Genomic DNA, 15,498 nt, shown 5'->3' with positions numbered 1-15,498 from the left:
GCCTCATCAAAAGTGGCTGAACAACCAATACGCTATGAATTTATAAAAGAATGCAAACAAACAGGAGCGCGGCTGGGCAAAGTGCATACGCCTCACGGCTCCTTCGAAACGCCGGTTTTTATGCCGGTCGGCACACTGGCGACAGTCAAAACAATGTCGCCTGAAGAGCTGAAAGCAATGGATGCAGGCATCATTTTGAGCAACACTTATCATCTATGGCTTCGTCCGGGCCAAGACATTGTCAAAGAAGCGGGCGGGCTCCATAAATTTATGAACTGGGACCGCGCAATTTTAACAGATTCAGGCGGTTTTCAGGTCTTTTCTTTAAGCAAGTTTCGTAATATAGAGGAAGAGGGTGTCCATTTCCGCAATCATCTAAATGGAGACAAGCTGTTTTTATCTCCGGAAAAAGCGATGGAGATCCAAAACGCACTCGGCTCTGATATTATGATGGCGTTTGATGAATGCCCGCCATACCCGGCGGAGTACGACTACATGAAGAGGTCAGTTGAACGGACAAGCCGCTGGGCGGAACGCTGCCTGAATGCCCACAATCGTCAGGATGAACAAGGGCTGTTTGGTATTGTACAAGGCGGAGAATATGAAGATCTGCGGACACAAAGTGCGAAGGACTTGATTTCGCTTGATTTTCCGGGATATGCTATAGGCGGATTGTCTGTAGGTGAACCGAAGGATGTCATGAACCGTGTACTCGAATTCACAACACCGCTCTTGCCGAAGGATAAACCGAGATATCTGATGGGAGTAGGTTCTCCGGACGCACTGATCGACGGAGCGATCCGCGGGGTCGATATGTTTGACTGTGTGCTGCCTACACGGATTGCAAGAAACGGCACAGTGTTTACTGCTGAAGGACGACTCAATATGAAAAATGCGAAATTTGAAAGAGACTTCCGTCCGATTGATGAAGAGTGTGATTGCTATACATGTAAAAACTACACTCGCGCGTACATTAGGCACTTGATTCGCTGCAATGAAACATTCGGCCTTCGATTAACAACTTACCATAACCTTCATTTTCTGTTACACTTAATGGAGCAGGTAAGACAGGCTATTCGCGAGGATCGTCTGGGTGATTTCAGAGAAGAGTTCTTTGAGCGTTACGGCTATAACAAGCCAAATGCGAAAAGCTTCTAAATAAACATAACAGGCTTACAGAAAGGGGTGAAAATGATGACTGGCACTTTAGGTACATTGGTTCCTATTATTTTAATGTTTGCGGTCCTTTACTTCTTGCTGATTCGTCCTCAGCAAAAGCAGCAAAAGGCTGTACGCCAAATGCAAGAGGAACTGAAAAAAGGCGATTCAGTAGTGACAATCGGGGGATTGCACGGTACTGTTGACTCTATCGACGAAAGCAAAGTCGTAATTAAGACTGGTGATAACACACGTCTTACGTTCGACCGCCGCGCGATCAGAGAAGTTTCTGCTGCTGAATAACAGCAGGAGCTATACATAGCAAACAAAAAAGAGCGGGCAAGTGAGCCCGCTCTTTTTTATGTGGAAGACCTGTTTCCCCTCATGTTCACGCCGAAAATTCCGCCCAGCATGCACACCCCTAAAAATCCCAGATGGAAGATCAGCTGTTCTGCTGTAAATGTCTTTCCGAATCCTAAATACTGAAACAATAAGATAATCAGAGAAAAACTTATGGCAGTCAATGCTCCAATCATCCAGCCTCTTTCCTTGCCTTTCCCGCCTGAAATGAACCCGCCGATAAATAAAGAGAGAAATGAGGTAGCTGTGATCAGCCAGTTAAATGATGATTCTTCCAGCGAGGTTGCGGTCAATAAAAGTGAAACGGCCAAACTTGTCAGGAGCATGGCTGAAAATATGGCGATTAAGCCGTAAAGAATGCCTTTTCCAACTTGTTTCGTTTCCTCCATGATTGTCTCCTCTCTGCCTGTATTAAAAGGCTTCTGTTCTTTTTGTTCAAAACCGTCAGACATGCTGATGGCTCGTCTTTGTAAAAATGTATTCCCTTATCCCATGAATTAGACGTAAAAGCTTTGTGAAATGCAATCGGTTTTTCTTACATAAATTGATCATTTTGTTGCAACCTATAATGAGTTGGAGGTGCATAATGGAAGAGCTTCTCACTATTGCGTTTCGCACAGTCGTATTGTATTTTGTGATATTGGTCATTTTTCGTTTCATGGGCAAACGGGAGATCGGAGAGCTTAGTATTTTAGATCTCGTTGTCTTTATCATGATGGCTGAAATTGCCGTTTTAGCCATAGAAAACGTAGACGATCATCTATTTCATACCATTTTGCCAATGCTTGTATTAATGATCATTCAAGTGACTTTGGCATACTTTTCTTTAAAAAACCGAAAAGTCCGCCAGCTTCTTGACGGTAAGCCGACCATAATTATCAAATATGGAAAAATTGACGAAGAAGCCATGAAATCACAGCGTTATAATTTTGATGATTTAATGGTTCAGCTCAGAGAAAATAGCATCGACAGAGTAGCTGACGTATCATTTGCTATTTTAGAGCCGTCGGGCAAACTGACTATTGTTAAGAAAGAAAACAGCGGAGAGCATCGGCAGCTCGAAATGCCGCTCATTATAGACGGCTTCATTCAAACAGAAAACCTGTCCAGAATCAGTAAAGATAGAAAATGGCTGCTTGAAAGTTTGCAAAAACACGGATACACAAACCCTTCAGATATTTCATTTTGCTCGTTTACAGACGGAGAATTATTTATTGACGAAAAAGATGGGTACCGCACGTGACTATTATCGGATGATCAGACGTCCGATAATGGGAATGCGGCGAAGCTCATCTTTTTTAATTAAACGGAAAACGAGCAGGAGGATCATATAAATGGCGGCGCTCACTGCAATCCATCCGGCTAGATTGACAGCCTCAGATGCTCCAAAGCTTATATAATGTTTGATGGCGGAGCTGATGAATCCGCAAATTACAATAACAGCGAAGCTGAGCGCGTACTCCTTGATTTTGATGCTGATCGGCAGCACTTTGCTTACGGTTGCTGCGTGCAATAGCGTGACGAGCACCATGCCTGTCACAATGGCTAATGCCGCGCCCATAATGCCAAGAGAAGGCCTTGTGGCAAGGACAAAAATAAGGCCTGTTTTGACTAGCGCTCCGATTAAGCTGTTCATCATCGCAGCTCCTGCCAAATTAAGCGCCTGCAGAACAGCTTGAAGCGGGCCTTGAAAATAATAAAGCAGAAAAAACGGGGCCATCACTTTTATAAATACAGCTGCGCCTGAAGAACCGTACATCACTCTCATCAGCTCATCCGCAAATACAAATAAAATAACAACTGAAATGCCTCCGCTGAGCAGACAGAGACGCATCGCCTGTTCCAAGCGGTATTCCACCACCTGCAATTTTTTCTGCTCCATTCCTTCACTGATCGCAGGAACAAGCGCGGTCGACAAAGAATATGTAATAAAGCTGGGCAGAGTCAGCAGCGTCATGGCAAAGCCGGTCAGTTCCCCGTATTGCTTTGTTGCGGCAACTGTTGCCACACCGGCGATGGCAAGGCTTTGAGCGACGACGATTGGCTCGAAAAACCAAGAGAGGTTTCCGATAAAGCGGCTCCCGGTTGTTGGAAGGGACACGCTCATTAATTGGGTAAAGGTTTGTTTTCCGTTTTTAATTGACTGGAAAAAATGTTTTCTGATTTTAATTGTCTTTTTATACTTAAAGCAAACGAATAAATAAAGAAGTGATGCCAGTTCCCCTGCCACTGAGGATAGCATTGCCCCCGCTGCTGCATATTCAATTCCGTAAGGGAGAAAAATCGTCGTGCAGACAGCCACGAGTGAAATGCGGACAACCTGTTCAAGGACTTGTGACATAGCAAGCGGGTTCATATTCTGTTTTCCTTGAAAGTATCCCCTCAGCACACTCGATATAGCAATAATCGGCACAACCGGCGTAATGGCCAAGAGCGGATACAGTGTTCGCTTATCTGTCAGCATCGTTTCAGCCATAACCGGGGCGAAAAACAGAAACAGCGGTGTAAAGATGAGGCTGAGCACTCCCGTGATGGTCAGAGACATGACTAAAATATTTTTCGTTTTTTGATGATCTCCGCGCGCACTGGCTTCAGCGACTAGCTTGCTGATCGCGACCGGCAGACCGAATTGAGTTAATGTAGTGGCCAAGAAGAAGGTAGGCGCCGCCATCATGTAAAGCCCGACTCCTTCTTCACCGATAAAACGGGCGATAACCACCCGGTTGACAAACCCGAGCATTCTTGTAACCATTCCTGCTGCGATAAGGATAAGAGTGCCCTTTAAAAACGTCTGTTTCGCCATTTTTACCCCCTGCCTTCTCAAACTACCTGGAATCATATACAATAAAGATATGCGTATATGTCGTCCAAGCATGACAAGTCTTCTTGAAAAACAATAAAAAAGGAGCGTGGAATTCGTGGAGAAGCATCCAGCCGATCTATATAAAGACCACGTCAGGCCGTTTCTTTACAGCAAACTGGAAGAGTTTAAGATTCTCGGGTATGATGATGTTGAACTCGAAAGTTTGTGGTCATACTTAACAGATAAGAAGTGGAAAAAGAAAACGGAACTGAGCATTTATGAACTGGCGAGTGATATTTTATCAGTGAAAATTGGCGAATTTATGAACTATGCAACCGTTGAGTCATTTAAAACGTCTAATTGGCTGGGCAGTGAAGAGGGCCAGGAAGCATTGGAAGAACTGCTGAGATAGCAGGTTGATTCGCACAGGTTTAAGGGAGGATATACATAATGAAAAAAGGACGCTTGATTGCGTTTTTCCTTTTCGTTCTATTGATCGGCACGGGCTTGGGCTACTTTACGAAGCCTGCCGCTAACAATATTACGTTAGGGTTGGATTTGCAAGGCGGATTTGAGGTGCTGTATGATGTACAGCCTGTAAAAAAAGGTGACAAAATCACAAAAGACGTTCTGGTCAGCACAGTAGAGGCATTGAACCGCCGGGCCAATGTTCTCGGTGTCAGCGAACCGAACATCCAAATTGAAGGGAATAACCGGATTCGCGTTCAGCTCGCTGGTGTGACAAACCAAAACAGAGCGCGTGAAATTTTGGCGACTGAAGCGCAGCTTTCTTTCAGAGATGCAAATGATAAGGAACTGTTAAACGGTGCTGATCTAGTCGAAAACGGCGCTAAACAAACTTATGATAGCACAACAAATGAGCCAATTGTCACGATTAAGCTGAAAGACGCTGATAAATTTGGTGAAGTGACCAAGAAGGTCATGAAAATGGCGCCAAACAACCAGCTTGTCATTTGGTTGGATTATGATAAAGGTGATTCCTTTAAGAAAGAAGTTCAAAAAGAGCATCCTAAATTTGTATCCGCTCCAAATGTAAGTCAGGAACTAAATACAACTGATGTAAAAATTGAAGGTCATTTCACAGCTCAAGAAGCGAAAGATTTAGCCAGCATTTTAAACGCAGGCGCACTTCCTGTGAAACTGACTGAAAAGTATTCGACATCAGTAGGCGCGCAATTCGGCCAGCAGGCTCTCCATGATACGGTGTTTGCCGGTATTGTCGGTATCGCAATTATTTTCTTATTTATGCTTTTCTATTACCGTCTGCCGGGATTAATCGCGGTGATTACGCTGTCTGTTTATATCTACATTACACTCCAGATCTTTGACTGGATGAATGCCGTACTCACGCTTCCGGGAATTGCCGCTCTCATTTTAGGTGTCGGGATGGCTGTTGACGCCAACATTATTACCTATGAGCGGATTAAAGAAGAGCTCAAGCTAGGAAAGTCAGTCCGCTCTGCCTTCCGTTCAGGAAACAGACGGTCATTTGCGACGATTTTTGACGCGAATATTACAACCATTATTGCAGCGGTTGTGCTCTTTATCTTTGGGACAAGCTCTGTTAAAGGGTTTGCGACAATGCTGATCCTATCGATTTTGACAAGCTTTATCACTGCCGTTTTCTTATCGAGATTTCTCCTCGCTCTCCTTGTGGAAAGCAGATGGCTTGATCGGAAAAAAGGCTGGTTTGGTGTCAATAAGAAACATATCATGGATATTCAGGATACGGATGAAAATACAGAGCCGCATACGCCATTCCAAAAATGGGATTTCACGAGCAAACGCAAATACTTCTTTATTTTCTCCAGTGCGGTCACGGTTGCCGGGATTATTATCCTGCTTGTGTTCAGGCTGAATCTTGGCATTGACTTTGCAAGCGGTGCACGGATTGAAGTACAAAGCGGCCATAAGCTGACGACAGAGCAAGTTGAAAAGGACTTTGAATCTCTTGGTATGGACCCTGATACTGTAGTTCTGTCAGGCGAAAAGAGCAATATCGGTGTTGCTCGTTTTGTCGGGGTGCCAGATAAAGAAACCATAGCAAAAGTAAAAACGTATTTTAAAGACAAATACGGGTCTGAGCCAAATGTCAGCACAGTTTCACCGACAGTGGGTAAGGAGCTGGCAAGAAATGCGCTGTACGCAGTTGCTATAGCTTCTATTGGCATCATTATTTACGTTTCAATCCGATTCGAATACAAAATGGCGATTGCTGCCATCGCCTCATTGCTATATGACGCATTCTTTATCGTCACGTTCTTCAGTATTACAAGGCTTGAGGTAGATGTTACGTTCATCGCGGCCATCTTGACGATAATCGGGTATTCCATTAACGATACAATCGTTACATTTGACAGGGTCCGCGAGCATATGAAAAAGCGTAAGCCGAAAACATTTGCCGATCTGAACCATATAGTAAACCTGAGCCTGCAGCAAACCTTTACACGTTCAATTAACACTGTATTAACTGTTGTGATTGTTGTTGTGACATTGCTGATCTTTGGAGCATCTTCTATTACTAACTTCTCAATTGCTTTATTGGTCGGGCTGTTAACAGGCGTTTATTCTTCTCTATACATTGCCGCACAAATTTGGCTTGCATGGAAAGGAAGAGAACTGAAAAAAGATTCGGCGCAATAAAAAATATCAGGCTGTCCTCTGCAGGGCAGCCTGTTTTTTGAAGTTTCATTGAACTTAAAATAGACATTTGCTATAATGACATACGCTTACATTTAAACATATATATGGTGTTAAAAGTGTTTATGACTGGTTTTCAGATATGTAGGAGGGTTTATATATGAGGGTTCGCGAATCAGAGCTGCCGGGCATAGGACAAAAAGTTGAAATGATTACTAGAAACCGTGATAAAATTTCAATTATCATTCATCATGACGGACGGAGAGAGCTTTACTATTTTGACCAAAACGACCATGAGGAATGTGTTGCCTCCGTGCAGTTTGATGACGCTGAAGCAAGGCAAATGTCTGCAATTCTTGGCGGAATGGCATATAAACCGAAAGCATTAGAACAGGTCGAGTCAGCCCTTGATGATTTGATTATAGAGTGGTGTAAAGCAGAGGCGGGAGCGCCTGCCATTCATCAGACGATTGGTGATTTGAATGTGGGTCAGGAATATCATGTGACGGTCATTGCAATTGTTAAAAAGAATCAGGATAAACAACTGAATCCGAGCTCTGAAACAGTCATTGACGAAGGCGATACACTTGTGATTTCCGGTGAGGGAACCGGACTGAAGAGGCTGATCCGGGAAAAATTAACAGCGAAGGGATCTTAACCCAGTGTTAAGCCATGTTTAAAACCAGTCTTGATGGGGAAAGTTACCTCAATAAGAAGTTTGGGGGAAAAGAGAATGAATAAACAATGGACCATTATTTTCGCACTTATTTTCACCTTAATTGTCGCTATTTTCGCAGTCATTAATGTTCGATCCGTAGAAGTTGATTACCTGTTTGGAAGATCAGAATGGCCGCTCATTCTTGTTATTTTGGGCTCAGTTTTAATGGGAGCGCTGATCGTATTTTCTGTCGGCATTTTTCAGGTAATGAAATTGAAGCGGGAAATAAAAACCTTGCGGAAAGAAAATAGAACAGCAATACATAAACAAGAGGATACTCATCTTGCTGATCAGACTGACACACAGGATGCATCAGCCATGATTGAGAAAAAAGACTAGTTTTCGAATATTATTTGAAACCCCTCAGCCTGCTCTAGTATAATAGGGTGGTTGAGGGGTGAATTTATGTTAGCGTCAAAAATGCGATGGGAAATCCAGCGACCAGATCAGGATAAGGTCAAATCACTCACAGAACAATTGCATATAACACCTCTTGTTGCGTCCCTGCTTGTAAAAAGAGGCTTTGATACGGCAGAAAGCGCTAGGCTGTTTTTACATACAAAGGATGCCGATTTTTATGATCCTTTTGAAATGAAAGGCATGAAAGAAGCGGCAGATCGAATAAAACAGGCGATTTCACAACAAGAAAAGATTATGATATATGGCGATTATGACGCCGATGGGGTTACAAGTACGTCAGTGATGCTTCACACGCTGCAAAAACTGTCGGCTCAAGTTGATTTTTATATACCTGACCGTTTTAAAGAAGGATATGGACCTAATGAACAGGCGTTTCGTTCGATTAAAGAACGGGGCTTCTCTTTGATCATTACGGTTGATACAGGAATTGCCGCTGTGCATGAAGCGAAGGTGGCAAAGGAACTCGGACTGGATGTCATCATTACCGATCATCATGAACCGGGACCGGAGCTTCCGGATGTCCGTGCGATCGTCCACCCGAAGCAGCCTGGCTGCACTTACCCGTTTAAAGAGCTTGCCGGGGTTGGAGTCGCGTTTAAGCTTGCCCACGCTTTATTGGGTGAACTTCCTGATGAACTGCTTGACCTGGCGGCTATCGGCACCATTGCCGATCTAGTCCCGCTGCATGACGAAAACAGATTAATAGCAACACTAGGACTTGAAAGGCTTCGACGGACAAATCGGCTCGGCTTAAAAGAGCTGATTAAGCTGTCAGGCGGAGACATCGGAGAAGCGAACGAAGAAACAGTCGGATTTCAGCTCGCACCAAGGCTGAATGCCGTCGGAAGAATCGAACAGGCGGATCCCGCTGTTCATTTGCTTATGTCAGAGGATTCGTTTGAAGCGGAAGAGCTTGCCGCAGAAATTGACCAGCTGAACAAAGAGCGCCAAAAAATGGTCAGCAAAATGACGGATGAAGCGATTGAAATGGTTGAACAGCAAGGGCTCGATCAAACTGCAATTGTCGTGGCCAAAGCCGGATGGAACCCGGGAGTCGTCGGGATTGTGGCTTCAAAGCTTGTGGACCGTTTCTACCGACCGGCCATTGTTCTTGGCATTGATGAAGAAAAGGGAATCGCTAAAGGTTCGGCCCGAAGCATCAGAGGATTTAATTTATTTGAGAGCCTTTCTGAATGCAGAGATATTCTTCCTCATTTCGGCGGCCATCCAATGGCTGCGGGGATGACGCTGAAAGCCGAAGATGTGCCGGATTTGCGAAGCAGGCTGAATGAAATAGCGGACAATACGCTTACGGAAGAGGATTTTATTCCCGTACAGGAAGTCGACCTTGTCTGCGGCGTCGAAGACATTACAGTTGAAAGCATCGCAGAAATGAACATGCTGTCTCCTTTTGGCATGCTGAACCCGAAACCGCACGTTCTCGTAGAAAACGCAGTACTGGAAGATGTCCGCAAGATAGGGGCAAATAAAACTCATGTCAAAATGACGATCAGAAACGAGTCGTCCCAGCTTGATTGCGTCGGTTTTAATAAAGGCGAGCTTGAAGAAGGCATCGTACCGGGTTCAAGAATTTCTATTGTCGGTGAGATGTCAATCAACGAATGGAACAATCGAAAAAAGCCGCAGCTTATGATAAAGGATGCCGCTGTTTCTGAATGGCAGCTGTTTGATTTAAGGGGAAAACGGACGTGGGAAGACACAGTTTCCGTCCTTCCATCTGCTAAACGGGCCATTGTCTCTTTCAAAGAAGACTCAACAACATTACTTCAAACTGAAGACCTTCGCCGAGAAGTGCACGTCATCAGTTCTAAAGATCAAGCAAAGGCGTTTGACCTCGATGGTGCATATATTGTATTACTGGATCCGCCGCCTTCGCTGGACATGCTCGCACGTTTGCTGGAAGGCAAGGCGCCCGAGCGGATATATTTTATTTTTCTCAATCATGAGGACCACTTTTTATCAACTTTTCCCGCAAGAGACCACTTTAAATGGTATTATGCGTTCTTGCTGAAAAGAGGCGCTTTTGACGTGAAAAAACACGGTTCAGAGCTTGCAAAACATAAAGGCTGGTCCGTTGAAACAATCAATTTCATGACAAAGGTGTTTTTTGATCTCGGTTTTGTTAAAATAGAGAATGGTGTGCTGTCTGTTGTGAGCGGAGCAAAGAAACGCGACTTAACAGACTCACAAACATATCAGGCGAAACAGCAGCTGATGGAACTGGATCAAAAGCTGAATTATTCTTCTGCTGAAGAGCTGAAGGAATGGCTGAATAAGCTGATGAAACAAGATTCAGAGGCTTATGAAAGTACGAGGAGGACATAAAACAGATGGATTTAAAACAATACGTAACAATTGTACCGGATTACCCGAAAGAGGGCGTGCAATTTAAAGATATTACGACACTGATGGATAAAGGCGATGTATACCGCTATGCCACAGATCAAATTGTTGAATATGCGAAAGAAAAGCAAATTGATTTGGTCGTTGGCCCTGAAGCGCGCGGCTTTATTATCGGCTGTCCCGTTGCTTACGCGCTTGGCGTAGGTTTTGCGCCGGTCCGCAAAGAAGGCAAGTTGCCTCGTGAAGTAATCAAAGTGGATTATGGCTTGGAATACGGAAAAGACGTATTAACGATCCACAAAGATGCGATTAAGCCTGGTCAGCGTGTGCTTATTACAGATGACCTGCTTGCGACAGGCGGCACAATTGAAGCGACAATCAAACTTGTTGAAGAACTTGGCGGCGTTGTTGCTGGTATCGCTTTCTTAATCGAGCTTTCTTACCTTGACGGCAGAAATAAGCTCGAAGATTACGACATCTTAACATTGATGAAATACTAAGGATAACCGCATAACGAAAAAGCACTCCATGTCAGGGTGCTTTTTTCCTATTGTTTTGCATTTATTTTATATAATATTTGGCTATTTGAACTTCTGCTCTTTACATCTTTCGTTTTTTTCTTGATAATAAACTACAATACAGTTTACATTTTAAAAAAGGTGATTCCATGGCGAACGAACAAGTATTGACTGCCGAGCAAGTTATAGATAAAGCGCGCAGCTATCTATCTGATGAGCATATCGCATTTGTCGAAAAAGCATATCTGTACGCTGAAGATGCTCATCGCGAGCAATACCGCAAATCGGGCGAGCCATATATTATTCATCCGATTCAGGTTGCGGGGATTCTCGTTGATCTTGAAATGGACCCTTCCACAATCGCGGGCGGATTTTTGCACGATGTCGTGGAAGATACAGATGTGACGCTCGATGACCTGAAAGAAGCATTTTCCGAAGAAGTGGCAATGCTTGTAGACGGCGTAACGAAACTCGGCAAAATTAAATATAAATCTCAAGAGGAACAGCAGGCGGAAAATCATCGCAAAATGTTTGTCGCTATGGCTCAAGATATCAGGGTCATATTGATCAAGCTGGCGGATCGTCTTCACAATATGCGGACACTGAAACATCTGCCTCAGGAAAAACAGCGGAGAATCTCCAATGAAACGCTGGAAATTTTTGCTCCTTTGGCGCATCGTCTCGGGATTTCAAAAATTAAGTGGGAATTGGAAGATACGGCGCTCCGTTATTTGAACCCTCAGCAATATTACAGAATTGTCAACCTCATGAAGAAGAAACGTGCAGAACGTGAGCTTTATGTCGATGAGGTTGTCAATGAAGTGAAGAAACGTGTCGAAGAAGTAAATATCAAGGCTGACTTCTCGGGACGTCCGAAACATATTTACAGCATTTATCGAAAAATGGTGCTGCAAAATAAGCAATTCAATGAAATTTACGATTTGCTGGCTGTCCGTATTCTTGTGAATAGCATAAAGGACTGCTACGCGGTGCTTGGCATCATTCACACATGCTGGAAACCGATGCCCGGCAGATTCAAAGATTATATCGCAATGCCGAAGCCGAATATGTATCAATCGCTTCATACAACGGTTATTGGGCCTAAAGGCGATCCGCTTGAAGTGCAGATCCGCACCTTTGAAATGCATGAAATAGCGGAATACGGGGTTGCGGCTCACTGGGCTTATAAAGAAGGGAAAGCAGCCAATGAAGGTGCAACCTTTGAGAAAAAGCTTTCTTGGTTCCGTGAAATTTTAGAATTTCAAAATGAATCGACAGATGCAGAAGAATTTATGGAATCGCTCAAAATTGATTTGTTCTCTGACATGGTGTATGTCTTTACGCCAAAAGGAGATGTAATCGAGCTTCCGTCCGGTTCTGTTCCGATTGACTTTTCTTACCGGATTCACTCTGAAATCGGCAATAAAACAATCGGTGCCAAAGTAAACGGAAAAATGGTTACGCTTGACCATAAGCTTAGGACAGGTGATATCGTTGAAATTCTCACCTCTAAGCATTCCTACGGCCCGAGCCAGGATTGGGTGAAGCTTGCCCAAACATCCCAAGCGAAGCATAAAATCCGTCAATTCTTTAAGAAACAGCGGCGTGAAGAAAATGTCGAAAAAGGCCGTGAGCTGGTCGAAAAAGAAATTAAAAACTTGGATTTTGAATTGAAGGATGTTTTAACGCCGGAGAATATTCAAAAGGTTGCTGACAAATTTAATTTCTCAAATGAAGAGGATATGTACGCGGCGGTCGGTTACAACGGCATCACAGCTCTGCAGGTGGCGAATCGCCTAACAGAAAAAGAGAGAAAGCAGCGCGATCAGGAAGAACAGGAAAAGATCGTTCAGGAAGTCACTGGGGAACCTAAGCCATACCCGCAAGGAAGAAAACGGGAAGCTGGCGTTCGTGTCAAGGGCATTGACAACCTCCTTGTCCGTTTATCAAAATGCTGCAATCCTGTGCCAGGTGATGATATTGTCGGCTTTATCACAAAAGGCAGAGGGGTTTCGGTCCATCGCGAAGACTGTCCGAATGTCAAAACGAATGAAGCCCAAGAGCGGCTGATCCCGGTAGAGTGGGAGCATGAGTCACAAGTTCAAAAGCGCAAGGAATACAATGTTGAGATAGAGATTCTTGGGTATGACCGCCGCGGATTGCTGAACGAGGTGCTGCAGGCAGTGAATGAAACGAAAACGAATATTTCATCTGTCTCTGGCAAATCGGATCGCAATAAAGTGGCAACCATTCATATGGCGATTTTTATTCAGAATATCAATCACTTGCACAAAGTCGTCGAGCGTATTAAACAGATTAGAGATATCTACTCTGTGCGCCGCGTCATGAACTAAAGGGGTTAGAAAATGAGATTAGTTGTTCAGCGAGTAACAGAAGCAAGCGTTACAGTGGACGAAGAGGTCGTCGGCCAAATTGGACAAGGCCTCATGGTGCTGGTCGGCATCACTCATGATGATACAGAAGATGATGCAGCTTATTTAGCCGATAAAGTTGTCAATCTCCGTATTTTCGATGACAGTGAAGGAAAAATGAATCTGTCTCTTGTAGATATAGGAGGAGAGATTTTATCCGTCTCACAGTTTACGCTTTATGGAGATACGAAAAAAGGGCGCCGGCCGAACTACATGAACGCGGCCAAACCTGATAAAGCTTTAGGTCTTTATGAAAAATGGAATGACCTGCTTCGTGAAAAAGGAATCAAAGTGGAGACCGGAACGTTTGGAGCAATGATGGATGTTCAGCTTACAAACTCCGGACCGGTTACGCTCATTATGGATTCAAAATAAAAAAAGCTGCCAAAAGGCAGCTTTTTTTATTGGAAGTACTTCTCTAATCCGCTTTCGATCCCATCTGTTACTTTTTCTTGGTATGAATTGCTATGTACAATGGCTTCTTCCTGCGGATGGCTTACATATCCCAGCTCGTACAGCATAGCGGGCTGTCTGTTTTCCCGGAGCACATAATAATCTCCGAATAATACGCCGCGGTCTGGAATGGAAGAACGCTTCACCACTTCTGAGTGGACATCTGATGCGAGTTCCTGATCTTTGGCAGGACTGTAGTAATATGCTGTACTGCCTCTTGTAGAGGTATCCGCATAGCTGTCATAATGAATGCTGATAAAGGCGTCAGCGTTGCGGTAGTGAGACGTAGAGACCCGTGACTGCAGGCTGACAAAGGTATCATCCTGGCGTGTCACATATACATCCGCGCCAGCCGATCTAAGTTTGCTTGCGAGCAGTTTTGCCGTTTTGATCGTCAGGTTTTTCTCGAATTTCCCCGAATACCCGATCGTTCCGCTGTCTTTTCCTCCATGTCCCGGGTCAACAATAATCGTTTTATTGTTTAGAGAGCCGTTTCCAGACGGGGAATCAGAGACTGGCGGTTCACCTGCTTCTTCTGCGCTTTTAGACGTTTGAACCACCCAATTGGCTACATAAGCAGTTTGCCCGTTATCAAGCTTTATTTCATACCAGCTTCCCTTTGAACCGGTAATGGTGTATGAATCTCCTTTGGCAGCGCGCTCAACGATCGAAGCTGATGTTGACGCATCACTTCTTAGATTCGTTCCTCCGTACATGATATAGGCTTTTTTAGCGGAGGATGAACTGCCGGCATTTGCTGACTCATCAGCTGGAACAGAACTAGTCAAAAGGTAATGGCTTGCAACCCAGCCTTTTAGCCCGTTCACCTCAATGTGAGCCCAGCCATTTTTCTCGTTGAGAACAGTCAGTTTCGTTCCGCGATCAAGTTTTGTTATAATTGCCGCGTCATGTGAGGCGGAGGCTCTTACATTTAGCGAAGAAACACCGACTGTGCCCGTCGTTGACGCACCGGAATCCTTGGTTTGGTCATTCTCATCAGACGCTGAACTGCTGCCTCCTGATGTGACATATTCAGATGATACCCATCCGGTGGCACTGTGATAGGATATCTTGATCCAGCCCGAATCTTTATCAATGACAGATGCTTGGCTGCCTTGCGGGAATTTGCCGATGACTTCGTAGGAAGTGCCCGGGCCGCTTCTCATCCGCAGATCGGGGTCTGTTGATGTCACAGTGTCACTGCTTCCTGAGGAGCTTGTGCTGGCCTGGTCTTCCTTTGTAATAAGCCAGGAGACTACCCAGCCCTTTTCTCCGGAACCAAGCTGTATCTGCACCCAGTCTCCATCTTCCTTTAAAATCGGATAGCGTTCTCCCTTTTTTACTTCCGCTGTAATGCCGTAGCTAAGCCCAGGGCCGCTTCTGACGTTCATTTCATCTGTTGCGATGACCGCTTCTCCTTGAGCAGCTGTAACGGATGAAAAGGTCGGGAATAGCGCTGCGGTGAAAATAATACATACAATAAGGACAAAGTATTTCTTGTTCATTGTGTCCTCCTTTCTGATGATCATTAAAAAAGCATTCTTGTTTAATATCGTAAAGTCCTTTCTGATTTTTAAATAAAAATAAAATGATTTGTTTATACTAAGCGTA

General features: G+C 44.3%; 14 protein-coding genes. 11 read left to right on the top strand and 3 right to left on the bottom strand.

The features are described from left to right. Positions 1 to 12: 12 nt before the first annotated feature. Complete coding sequence (tgt, locus tag MKX71_RS13775) at positions 13 to 1,158, top strand: tRNA guanosine(34) transglycosylase Tgt (RefSeq protein ID WP_003229725.1); 1,146 nt, start codon at positions 13 to 15, stop codon at positions 1,156 to 1,158. Positions 1,159 to 1,194: 36 nt separating this feature from the next. Next, complete coding sequence (yajC, locus tag MKX71_RS13770; RefSeq protein WP_004398708.1) at positions 1,195 to 1,461, top strand: preprotein translocase subunit YajC; 267 nt, start codon at positions 1,195 to 1,197, stop codon at positions 1,459 to 1,461. A 56-nt stretch (positions 1,462 to 1,517) separates the two neighbouring features. On the opposite strand, the gene MKX71_RS13765 is transcribed toward yajC, so the two are convergent. Further along, complete coding sequence (locus tag MKX71_RS13765) at positions 1,518 to 1,907, bottom strand: TIGR04086 family membrane protein (protein ID WP_339232043.1); 390 nt, start codon at positions 1,905 to 1,907, stop codon at positions 1,518 to 1,520. Positions 1,908 to 2,104: 197 nt separating this feature from the next. Here MKX71_RS13765 and MKX71_RS13760 point away from each other — a divergent pair, with 197 nt between their 5' ends. Then, positions 2,105 to 2,761 carry a DUF421 domain-containing protein gene (locus MKX71_RS13760; RefSeq protein ID WP_160221714.1) on the top strand — a complete coding sequence of 219 codons (657 nt, stop codon included), beginning with the start codon at positions 2,105 to 2,107 and terminating at the stop codon, positions 2,759 to 2,761. 3 nt (positions 2,762 to 2,764) lie between these two features. On the opposite strand, the gene spoVB is transcribed toward MKX71_RS13760, so the two are convergent. After that, positions 2,765 to 4,321, bottom strand: coding sequence for a stage V sporulation protein B (gene spoVB / locus MKX71_RS13755; RefSeq protein ID WP_014480435.1), 1,557 nt, complete (start codon positions 4,319 to 4,321; stop codon positions 2,765 to 2,767). 115 nt (positions 4,322 to 4,436) lie between these two features. Between spoVB and comN the strand changes: the two genes are divergently transcribed. From comN to dtd, 8 genes are all read left to right on the top strand, one after another. Next, positions 4,437 to 4,733 carry a post-transcriptional regulator ComN gene (gene comN, locus MKX71_RS13750; protein WP_004398498.1) on the top strand — a complete coding sequence of 99 codons (297 nt, stop codon included), beginning with the start codon at positions 4,437 to 4,439 and terminating at the stop codon, positions 4,731 to 4,733. A 38-nt stretch (positions 4,734 to 4,771) separates the two neighbouring features. Continuing rightward, positions 4,772 to 6,985 carry a protein translocase subunit SecDF gene (gene secDF, locus MKX71_RS13745; protein ID WP_339231220.1) on the top strand — a complete coding sequence of 738 codons (2,214 nt, stop codon included), beginning with the start codon at positions 4,772 to 4,774 and terminating at the stop codon, positions 6,983 to 6,985. Positions 6,986 to 7,142: 157 nt separating this feature from the next. After that, positions 7,143 to 7,640: a cation:proton antiporter regulatory subunit gene (locus MKX71_RS13740; protein ID WP_015251565.1), complete on the top strand. Its 498-nt coding sequence runs from the start codon at positions 7,143 to 7,145 to the stop codon at positions 7,638 to 7,640. A 75-nt stretch (positions 7,641 to 7,715) separates the two neighbouring features. Next, complete coding sequence (locus tag MKX71_RS13735; RefSeq protein WP_003229740.1) at positions 7,716 to 8,039, top strand: lipopolysaccharide assembly LapA domain-containing protein; 324 nt, start codon at positions 7,716 to 7,718, stop codon at positions 8,037 to 8,039. Positions 8,040 to 8,105: 66 nt separating this feature from the next. After that, a complete protein-coding gene (gene recJ, locus MKX71_RS13730) occupies positions 8,106 to 10,466 on the top strand; it encodes a single-stranded-DNA-specific exonuclease RecJ (RefSeq protein WP_046381236.1) in 2,361 nt (786 codons plus the stop codon). 5 nt (positions 10,467 to 10,471) lie between these two features. After that, positions 10,472 to 10,984, top strand: a complete 513-nt coding sequence (locus tag MKX71_RS13725) for an adenine phosphoribosyltransferase (protein ID WP_003229745.1) — start codon at positions 10,472 to 10,474, stop codon at positions 10,982 to 10,984. 167 nt (positions 10,985 to 11,151) lie between these two features. Beyond that, the gene (gene relA, locus MKX71_RS13720) at positions 11,152 to 13,356 is read left to right on the top strand and encodes a GTP diphosphokinase (RefSeq protein WP_003229747.1); all 2,205 of its coding nucleotides are present in this window, start codon (positions 11,152 to 11,154) and stop codon (positions 13,354 to 13,356) included. A 12-nt stretch (positions 13,357 to 13,368) separates the two neighbouring features. Next, entirely contained in the window at positions 13,369 to 13,809 is a 441-nt protein-coding gene (gene dtd, locus MKX71_RS13715; protein ID WP_004398689.1) for a D-aminoacyl-tRNA deacylase, read from the top strand. A 26-nt stretch (positions 13,810 to 13,835) separates the two neighbouring features. Here dtd and MKX71_RS13710 read toward each other — a convergent pair whose 3' ends face one another. Beyond that, on the bottom strand, positions 13,836 to 15,392 hold the full coding sequence (locus tag MKX71_RS13710; RefSeq protein WP_172850091.1) for an SH3 domain-containing protein: 1,557 nt from the start codon (positions 15,390 to 15,392) through the stop codon (positions 13,836 to 13,838). Positions 15,393 to 15,498 lie beyond the last annotated feature (106 nt).

Source organism: Bacillus sp. FSL M8-0071, assembly GCF_037975455.1.
GTDB classification, from domain to species: domain Bacteria; phylum Bacillota; class Bacilli; order Bacillales; family Bacillaceae; genus Bacillus; species Bacillus subtilis.
This window is presented reverse-complemented; position numbering and strand designations above follow the sequence as displayed.

What these genes read in the sequence shown, in the direction of transcription:
- yajC (WP_004398708.1), top strand. Translation starts at nt 1,195, where the DNA reads ATGACTGGCACTTTAGGTACATTGGTTCCTATTATTTTAATGTTTGCG.
- MKX71_RS13765 (WP_339232043.1), bottom strand. Translation starts at nt 1,907, where the DNA reads ATGGAGGAAACGAAACAAGTTGGAAAAGGCATTCTTTACGGCTTAATC.
- MKX71_RS13760 (WP_160221714.1), top strand. Translation starts at nt 2,105, where the DNA reads ATGGAAGAGCTTCTCACTATTGCGTTTCGCACAGTCGTATTGTATTTT.
- spoVB (WP_014480435.1), bottom strand. Translation starts at nt 4,321, where the DNA reads ATGGCGAAACAGACGTTTTTAAAGGGCACTCTTATCCTTATCGCAGCA.
- secDF (WP_339231220.1), top strand. Translation starts at nt 4,772, where the DNA reads ATGAAAAAAGGACGCTTGATTGCGTTTTTCCTTTTCGTTCTATTGATC.
- MKX71_RS13740 (WP_015251565.1), top strand. Translation starts at nt 7,143, where the DNA reads ATGAGGGTTCGCGAATCAGAGCTGCCGGGCATAGGACAAAAAGTTGAA.
- MKX71_RS13735 (WP_003229740.1), top strand. Translation starts at nt 7,716, where the DNA reads ATGAATAAACAATGGACCATTATTTTCGCACTTATTTTCACCTTAATT.
- recJ (WP_046381236.1), top strand. Translation starts at nt 8,106, where the DNA reads ATGTTAGCGTCAAAAATGCGATGGGAAATCCAGCGACCAGATCAGGAT.
- MKX71_RS13725 (WP_003229745.1), top strand. Translation starts at nt 10,472, where the DNA reads ATGGATTTAAAACAATACGTAACAATTGTACCGGATTACCCGAAAGAG.
- relA (WP_003229747.1), top strand. Translation starts at nt 11,152, where the DNA reads ATGGCGAACGAACAAGTATTGACTGCCGAGCAAGTTATAGATAAAGCG.
- dtd (WP_004398689.1), top strand. Translation starts at nt 13,369, where the DNA reads ATGAGATTAGTTGTTCAGCGAGTAACAGAAGCAAGCGTTACAGTGGAC.
- MKX71_RS13710 (WP_172850091.1), bottom strand. Translation starts at nt 15,392, where the DNA reads ATGAACAAGAAATACTTTGTCCTTATTGTATGTATTATTTTCACCGCA.